Source organism: Nitrospirota bacterium, assembly GCA_020846775.1.
Classification (GTDB): Bacteria; Nitrospirota; 9FT-COMBO-42-15; order HDB-SIOI813; family HDB-SIOI813; genus RBG-16-43-11.
Map to the genome: position 1 here is coordinate 1 of JADLDG010000121.1, position 4,433 is coordinate 4,433.

General features: G+C 44.5%; 6 protein-coding genes. All 6 read left to right on the plus strand.

What is annotated here, in order from left to right:
* Positions 1 to 155: hypothetical protein (locus IT392_13285; GenBank protein ID MCC6545445.1), on the plus strand; the 155-nt coding region annotated here is incomplete at its 5' end.
* 99 nt (positions 156 to 254) lie between these two features.
* Positions 255 to 977, plus strand: a complete 723-nt coding sequence (gene rph / locus IT392_13290) for a ribonuclease PH (GenBank protein ID MCC6545446.1) — start codon at positions 255 to 257, stop codon at positions 975 to 977.
* Between the two features lie 36 nt (positions 978 to 1,013).
* On the plus strand, positions 1,014 to 1,628 hold the full coding sequence (locus IT392_13295; protein ID MCC6545447.1) for an XTP/dITP diphosphatase: 615 nt from the start codon (positions 1,014 to 1,016) through the stop codon (positions 1,626 to 1,628).
* 31 nt (positions 1,629 to 1,659) lie between these two features.
* Positions 1,660 to 2,328, plus strand: coding sequence for a lysophospholipid acyltransferase family protein (locus IT392_13300; protein MCC6545448.1), 669 nt, complete (start codon positions 1,660 to 1,662; stop codon positions 2,326 to 2,328).
* Between the two features lie 29 nt (positions 2,329 to 2,357).
* Positions 2,358 to 3,665, plus strand: a complete 1,308-nt coding sequence (locus tag IT392_13305; protein ID MCC6545449.1) for a 3-deoxy-D-manno-octulosonic acid transferase — start codon at positions 2,358 to 2,360, stop codon at positions 3,663 to 3,665.
* Positions 3,666 to 3,727: 62 nt separating this feature from the next.
* Positions 3,728 to 4,433: ion transporter (locus IT392_13310; protein MCC6545450.1), on the plus strand; the 706-nt coding region annotated here is incomplete at its 3' end.

Here is a 4,433-nt window from a genome sequence, read left to right on the forward strand (position 1 = left end):
CTGTCCCCGACAGATCAGACAGGAAAGACACGGAAGTGAATGCCCCTGTCAGGAGATATTTTGTTACCGACGTCCCCCGCCGCTTTGAAGAGCAGGGGAGCAGGTTTCTTGGGGAGAGGATAGGGAAAGTGGAGAAGGTGAATTTAATACTATAACAACGATGAAAATCCTCCTTACCCCTACTTTTTCAAAGGGGGAAATCATGATCCCCCTTTAGAAAAGAGGGGTAGGGGGGATTTGAAAGGCAGGTTAGGGTGAAAAGAAAAGACGGCAGAAAAGGCGATCAGTTAAGGACTGTTAAGCTACACAGGAATTACATTAAGCATGCGGAAGGATCTGTCCTGATTGAAGTAGGCGATACAAAAGTTATTTGTACGGCAACTATTGAGGATAAAGTGCCTCCTCACCTTAAAGGAAAGAACAAAGGATGGATCACTGCAGAATATGCAATGATCCCCCGCTCGGCCCTGCAGAGAATTGTACGAGAGTCTGCAAGAGGCAAGATAGGAGGAAGGACACATGAAATACAGCGTCTCATTGGGAGATCTCTCAGATCGGTCGTCGAATTGGATAAGCTGGGCGAGAGAACCATATGGATTGACTGTGACGTCATCCAGGCAGACGGCGGCACCCGAACGGCCTCGATTACCGGATCGTTCGTAGCCCTTGTTGATGCCATAAATTTTGCAAAGAAGGATGGGTTGATAACAGTAAACCCGATTAAAGACTATCTCGCAGCTGTGAGTGTAGGCATTGTGGAAGGAGAGCCTGTCCTTGACCTTAATTATGACGAAGACTCGACTGCAGAGGTTGACATGAATGTTGTAATGACAGGGAAGGGAAAGTTTGTAGAAATACAGGGCACGGCCGAGGGTGAACCATTTTCCAGGAACATGATGGATGGACTTATTACCCTTGCAAAAAAGGGGATAGAAGAGTTGGTGGAGATGCAGAAAAAGCTGGTGGGGGCGTTATAAAAGGGGGTTAGGGGGGATTTGACAGGTTATTTCAGGATGAAGATAGTTCTATCAACAAGAAATCAGGGCAAGATAGAGGAAATACTCTCAATCATAAATAACTCAGGGCTTATGGACAAAGTTGAGATAGAAACCCTCGACTCTTATCCCGGAATTCCAGACATCCTTGAGGATGGCAGGACTTTTTCAGAAAATGCCTCAAAGAAGGCACTTACAGTTGCAAGATTTACCGGTCATATTGCTGTTTCTGATGATTCCGGCCTTGAGGTGGATGCATTGAATGGAGCGCCTGGTGTATATTCAGCAAGATTCGCAGGGGAAGGTGCTGCAGACCCTGATAACATAAAAAAACTTCTTGGATTGTTAAAGAACATCCCTTCAGAGAAAAGAGGTGCAAGGTTTGTATGTGTGATAGCCATTGCAACTCCATCAGGCAATGTGCGTCTTGCAGAAGGGGTTTGCCCCGGATTAATTGCTGAAGAAGAACGCGGGACATCCGGTTTTGGTTATGACCCTGTTTTTGTAGTCCCTGAATATGGAAAGACATTTGCCGAGCTGGGGAGTGAGATAAAGAATAAGATAAGCCATCGTGCAGCCGCGGTTGGCAAGATCAGCAATATCCTTGAAGATCTAATCATTCAGAGATTATAAAAACCTTTACATTATTCACGCCTGGCAGGTGATGACAGTAATTAAAAAATTATTAATCAAATATGTAATCCCGCCAATAGGAATGCTCATCATCTACCTCATCGGAATAACGTACAGGAAGGAAGTAGTCGGAGGAGAATCAGAGCAGTCCCTTATAAGAAAAGGTATTAACCCGATATATGCCCTGTGGCATGGACGGTTGTTTTTTTTACCGTTTCTTTACAGGTGGCAGGAGAGGCTTTACTCCCTTGTAAGCCCGAGTACTGACGGTGAGATCATTGCACGAACCTTAAGGATGTTCGGTGTAAGGACTATTCGCGGCTCTTCCTATAAGAGCGGCAGTAAGGCATTCCGGGAGTTGATAAGGATAGTCAGGGATAAAGGTCTCGTATTTATCACGGTGGATGGTTCGAGGGGGCCTGTATTCAAAGTACAGAAGGGCATTCTCCACCTTGCAAAAATCAGCGGCAAACCAATCCTGCCAATCACATATGGGGCAGACAAGGCACACGTATTTAAAAGCTGGGACAGATTTATCATCCCGCATCCTTTCACCCGCGTGGTTGTTATCTACGGTGAACCTGTTTATGTGCCAAGAGATTCATCTGAAGAAGAGATCGAAGAGAAGAGGATAGAGCTTGAGAAGAGACTTGTAGAAATTACAGAAAAGTCAGACCAGTACTATAAACAATCACATTAACAGATTACACAGGATATATATTGTACACATTGTATAATTTACTTCTAATATTACTGGTCATTGTAACCTTACCGTTTTTGCTTTACAAGGTAGCAGTAACAGAGAAGCACAGGAAAGGCTTTTGGGAAAAACTGGGCGTTGCCAAAGAAAACCAATGGGGTACCGAATTAAATTCGGTACTCGACAGGCGGGCCCGCATCCACATCCATGCCGTCTCAGTAGGCGAGGTTATAGCTGCCATCCCTTTCATCAAAGAGCTCAGGCAGAGGCATCCCGAAGTTAGGATTACCGTGTCTACCGTTACCCCAACCGGTAATGAGTTGGCACGCAAGAGACTCCCTGAGGTAGATCAGATATTATACTCACCATTTGATTTAACCTGGTCTGTTAAGAGGTTTATTAATCGCGTTAAACCCGATATCTATATTTCTGTAGAAACAGAGCTGTGGCCAAACTTCCTGAGAGAGGTGAAACGATCCGGGGCAAGGTCACTCATAATCAACGGCAGAATCTCGCCGGATGCATTTAAAGGTTACAGGAGGTTTCGCTGCTTTATGAAGCGTATACTCTCCAACGTTGACCTTTTCTGTATGCAGACTGATGAGGATGGAGAGAGGATCAGAGATATAGGGGCACCTGCCAGTTCTGTAACAGTTACCGGCAACATGAAATATGACCAGAAATTTATCGAGATGAATAATGACGCAATCAACAAGAAGATGCATTTATTCGGGATAAACAGTGGCGATAAAGTCATAGTGGCAGGCAGTACCCATCCTGGTGAGAATGAGGTTATCCTTTCATCTTACATTGAATGTCTGAAAGAAGATGAACAACTGAGATTGATCATTGTCCCAAGACATATCGAAAGGACGGCAGATATAGAGAGGCTTGCAAGGACAATGGGGCTTGATGTTATAAGGAGGACCGGACTTGGCAATGCAAAGAGAAATAACGTTCCATACAAGACTGTCATCGTTGTTGATACAATTGGTGAACTGTCCACTCTCTACAGCATAGCAACTGTTGTAATGATCGGTGGGAGCTTTATACCACACGGCGGTCAGAATCCACTGGAGGCAATGTATTACAGGAAACCCCTTATATTTGGGAAACATATGTTTAATTTCAAACAGATTACAGAGGAGATATTAGAGAGCGGGGCCGGTCACATGATAGAAGATATAGACTCACTGAAAGATGTCCTGCAGGGGTTACTGAACAATAACGGCAAACAGCAGGAAATGGGAGAAAAGGGATATAAGATTATTGCTAAAAACAGAGGAGCAGTGGAAAGAAATCTTGCCATAATAGACAAATATGTACTGCTACGGTGAATGGTTCTGTGTTAAAATTCAAAAAATAAGATACAGATCCCTCTATAGCGGATACTTAAATTATGTCATTAGACAAAGACAAGACACACCTTAAGTACGGAAAAACCCGCGTGTTTCTACACGAGGTCATATTCGAGGCCGATACCCCCCTGGGGAGGGTTTTTGATATCATATTACTAATCAGCATCCTTCTGAGTGTCCTGGCGGTCATGCTTGATAGTGTAGAGAGTATTAATGCCGACTACGGTTATTTACTCTATAAGGTTGAGTGGTTCTTCACCATCATCTTCACGGTTGAATACGTCCTGAGGTTATTGTGCGTTGGACGGCCATTCCGGTATGCCACGAGTTTTTTCGGCGCTGTAGACTTATTGGCTATCGTTCCAACATATCTGAGCATCCTGATTCCCGGCAGCCAGTATCTTCTCATTATCAGAGTACTCAGAGTCCTGCGCGTTTTCAGAATACTCAAGATCGTCCAATATGTTGGAGAGGCCCATGTACTTGTGGAGGCAATGAGGGCAAGTAAGAGAAAGATTATCATCTTCCTCTTTGCGATTTTGAATATAGTAACGATCCTTGGTTCTGTAATGTATCTGATCGAGGGGAAGGAGCACGGATTTACCAGCATCCCTGAGGGAATCTACTGGGCCATTGTTACCCTGACCACAGTCGGCTATGGAGACATTGCACCGGGCACTCCCTTTGGTAAGGCAGTCGGGTCATTTATAATGATACTTGGTTACGGAATCATTGCAGTACCGACAG

Coding starts and splice junctions, on each gene's coding strand:
- IT392_13295 (MCC6545447.1), top strand. CDS start 1,014: ATGAAGATAGTTCTATCAACAAGAAATCAGGGCAAGATAGAGGAAATA.
- IT392_13300 (MCC6545448.1), top strand. CDS start 1,660: ATGACAGTAATTAAAAAATTATTAATCAAATATGTAATCCCGCCAATA.